Here is a 3914-nt window from a genome sequence, read left to right as displayed (position 1 = left end):
GACAATAACTAAAGATATTAACGTAGCTCGAAACGAGCGAAAAAAGAAAAAGAAAATTAGCGAAGTCACTAATAGAGAGGCGCCAATAAACAGGCTGATTTCGTCAGTGATGCTTTTTGCGTTCAGCGTTCTGATGTAGGGCATTCCCGAAACCTTCAGATCGATGCCTGTTTCTTTTTCGAAAGCTTCGATTTTTGGGATAAAATCATTTATAATGTAATCCTTTCGTTGTGGCGTATTAACAATTTTCTTATCCAAATAAATTGCCGAGCGGATGGTTCCGTTTTTTTTATTGAAAAGCAATCCTTCATAAAAAGGCATTTTTTCGAACAGCTCTTTTTTTATCGATGCAAGATAATCTTGATCTATAGTTTTACTTTGGTCCACAAAAGGAACTAATTCAAAAGATTGAAGGCTATCGTTTTTCTGAAGTTTTTTCAAGTCATTGATGGAAACGATCAAATCGACTTCTTTTTTGGATTTGACGTCATTCATTAATTTATTCCATGCCGCAAATGCTTTCGGAGTAAAGAAAGTGTCGTCTTTAACCCCAACGACAATTAAATTACCCTCTTCGCCAAACATGTCCAGGAAAGCATTGTACTCCTTGTTTACGATGTGATTGTCAGGCAGTAAATTAGCTTCTGTAAAAGAAAACCGAATGTTTTTCCATTGCAGGGCCAAAAAGACGGTTATTAAAACAATAACACCAAGTATAACGATTCTGTTTTTAAGCACGATTCTGGCGATGAGTTCCCAAAAACCTACTTTTAATTTCTTTTTCATAAATGTATCAAAATGGGTGCAAATGTAGTGAAAACCACCGCTAAACTTGAAATTTGTCCAAAGTTTTTTATGGCGTTTCAAAGCGAAACGTCGGTTTTTGAATTTCAGAAAAAAGTTAATTTGGCTGATGTAAAACATAGGTTAGAATTTCACATCTTTGTGTTTGTTTTAAAATGACTTAGCTATCATAAAAGGAATATGAAAAAATATAAAAACAGCTTATTTTATCTTAGTGTTACCGGCGGTTTCACTGTCTTGATTTATTGGATTCTCACAAGGGGGAAACTGCTTGAAAGAGGAAAGATAGGGGGTGTTTCGGAAATAGGGAGTAGCAGCTGGAATGAATTTTTGACATCATTGCAGGACAACTTTCAAGATCCTTTGGCCATACTTCTGGCACAGATCGTGATGATAATTTTAGTGGCACGCCTTTTTGGCTGGATTTTCAAGAAAATAGGGCAGCCCACCGTTATTGGCGAAATTATAGCTGGAATCGTTCTGGGACCCTCTCTAGTGGGGTTTTATTTTCCGGGCTTTTCGGCCGCTTTATTCCCGGTGGAATCGTTGGGGAATTTAAAATTCCTAAGTCAAATAGGACTGATCCTTTTCATGTTTGTCATAGGGATGGAGCTTGATATAAAGGTGCTCAAAAACAAGGCCAGTGAAGCAATTGTGATCAGCCATGCCAGCATCGTTATTCCTTTCGCACTTGGTATTGGTTTGTCTTATTTTGTGTATAATCAATTTGCTCCTGCGGGGGTTGAGTTTCTTTCGTTTAGTTTGTTTATGGGAATCGCCATGAGCATAACGGCTTTTCCGGTTTTGGCAAGAATCGTTCAGGAAAGGGGAATTCATAAAACGAGACTGGGGGCCATCGTGATTACTTGTGCCGCAGCTGATGACATTACCGCCTGGTGCCTTCTGGCGGTGGTTATCGCGATAGTGAAAGCGGGAAATTTTGTGGGCTCGTTATATGTGATTTCACTTGCGGTAGCCTATGTGCTCGTCATGGTTTTTATCGTGAAACCCTTTCTGAAAAGAATTGGGGATTTATACGGTTCAAAAGACAGTATTGGAAAACCGGTGATGGCCATTTTCTTTCTTTTTCTGATCCTTTCCTCTTACGCCACTGAGGTAATTGGAATTCACGCACTTTTTGGAGCTTTTATGATGGGTTCTATTATGCCCGATGTTTCTAAATTCAGGATGATTTTCATTGAAAAAGTGGAAGATGTCTCCGTTATTCTTTTGCTGCCTCTGTTTTTTGTTTACACTGGCTTGCAGACAGAAATTGGGCTCCTCAACGACCCCTATTTATGGAAGGTAACTGCCGCGATTATTGCCGTTGCCGTTATCGGTAAGTTTCTTGGAAGTGCTTTGGCCGCGAGATTTGTGGGACAAAGCTGGAAAAATAGTTTGACCATCGGCGCTTTGATGAATACCAGGGGATTGATGGAACTGATCGTGTTGAATATAGGACTGGAACTAAAAGTGCTTACCCCAGAAGTGTTTGCGATGATGGTAATAATGGCATTGGTTACGACTTTTATGACCGGTCCCGCATTGGACTTCATTAATTTTATTTTCAAAAGTAAAGATGTCTCTGATAATGAAGAAATTGCGGATCATAATAAATACCGCATACTGATTTCATTTGGTAATAATGAGAAGGGAAAGTCGTTATTGCGATTGGCGAATAGCTTGACAAAAAAGCAAAAAAACAGCTCTAACGTCACCGCTATGCATTTGTCATTGAGTGACGAATTGCATTCTTTCAACATGGAAGACAAAGAAAAAAATAGTTTTGAGCCTATTTTTGAAGAATCGGAGCAATTGAAGATGGAAATCACCACCCTTTTTAAGGTCACTAATGATATTGAAAATGAAATTGCCGATGTCGCCAATCAAGGGGATTACGATTTGCTGTTGGTAGGTTTGGGGAAATCTATTTTTGAAGGTACATTGCTGGGCAGAGTAGTGGGATTCACAACGAGGATCATCAATCCGGACCGCTTGATTGACAAATTCACGGGCAAGGAAGGCTTGTTCGAAAATTCTCCATTTGACGAAAGAACCAGGCAGATTGTGGCCAAAACGAAGTTGCCTTTGGGAATTTTGATAGACAATGAATTTCAAAAAATAGACCGGGTTTTTATCCCCGTTTTTAAATCGGAGGATTCCTTGTTGATCGATTATGCTCAAAAACTGATTAACAACAACAATTCTAAAATTGTCGTTGTTGATGTGAACGGTCACGCCCGCACCAATTTTGTCATTCAAAGTGCCGTAAATTCATTGGAACAAAAATATCCTAACAATATGGAAGTTGTGTCCGAAAACAGTATTAACACGGAATTTTTGGAAAACCAAGATCTGTTGTTGGTCAGCCTTGAGGGTTGGAAAATCCTGATGGATTCAGACGCTACTTGGTTGGATAGCACGCCATCGGTCCTGATTATTAAACACTAGGTAAATAATAAAAAATCCGTCCCGTTATTTAAACGAGACGGATCTTAATTTTGAATCGAGAAGGTTAGACCTTCATGATATCTGCTTCTTTCAGAACAAGAAGTTCATCTACTTTTCTGATGTAACTATTGGTAAGATTTTGCACTTCTTCCTCTGCGCTTTTACAAATGTCTTCGGATGTGCCTTCTTTTTCTAATTTCTTTATTTCAGTATTGGCATCTTTACGTGCGTTTCTAATACCTATTTTCGCGTCCTCAGCCTCTACTTTTGCTTGTTTGGCAAGATCGCGTCTTCTTTCCTCGGTCAATGGCGGAACACTGATAATAATTACGTCTCCATTGTTCATTGGATTAAAGCCTATGTTTGCTATCATGATCGCTTTTTCGATGGGATGAAGCATGTTTTTTTCAAAAGGCTGCAAGGTGATGGTTCTTGCATCTGGAACACTGATTTTTGACACTTGCGAAAGCGGCGTGGCAGAACCGTAATAATCAACAAAAACACTTCCTAGCATTGCTGGGGATGCTTTTCCGGCACGAATATTTAAAAATTCTTTTTCTAAGTGAGCAATAGAACCAGCCATAGACTCTTTGGTGCTATCTAATATAAATTCAATTTCTTCTGTCATAACTTTTCATTTAGTGGTCAGTGATCAATTC

General features: G+C 38.9%; 2 protein-coding genes and 1 pseudogene. 1 reads left to right on the top strand and 2 read right to left on the bottom strand.

Features of this window, described 5'->3' with window-relative positions; translation table 11 throughout:
- A pseudogene (locus tag VIH09_RS05215) lies at positions 1–786 on the bottom strand (RND family transporter); the annotation flags it as partial.
- A gap of 198 nt (positions 787–984) precedes the next feature.
- Here VIH09_RS05215 and VIH09_RS05210 point away from each other — a divergent pair.
- Positions 985–3255, top strand: coding sequence for a cation:proton antiporter (locus VIH09_RS05210; RefSeq protein ID WP_331578591.1), 2271 nt, complete (start codon positions 985–987; stop codon positions 3253–3255).
- 64 nt (positions 3256–3319) lie between these two features.
- On the opposite strand, the gene frr is transcribed toward VIH09_RS05210, so the two are convergent.
- Entirely contained in the window at positions 3320–3883 is a 564-nt protein-coding gene (gene frr, locus VIH09_RS05205; RefSeq protein ID WP_331578590.1) for a ribosome recycling factor, read from the bottom strand.
- Between the last annotated feature and the right edge of the window lie 31 nt (positions 3884–3914).

Source organism: Flavobacterium sp. (assembly GCF_036515215.1).
GTDB lineage: Bacteria > Bacteroidota > Bacteroidia > Flavobacteriales > Flavobacteriaceae > Flavobacterium.
Note: the sequence above shows the minus strand (reverse complement) of the source record. Positions and strands in the feature narration are given on the sequence as shown.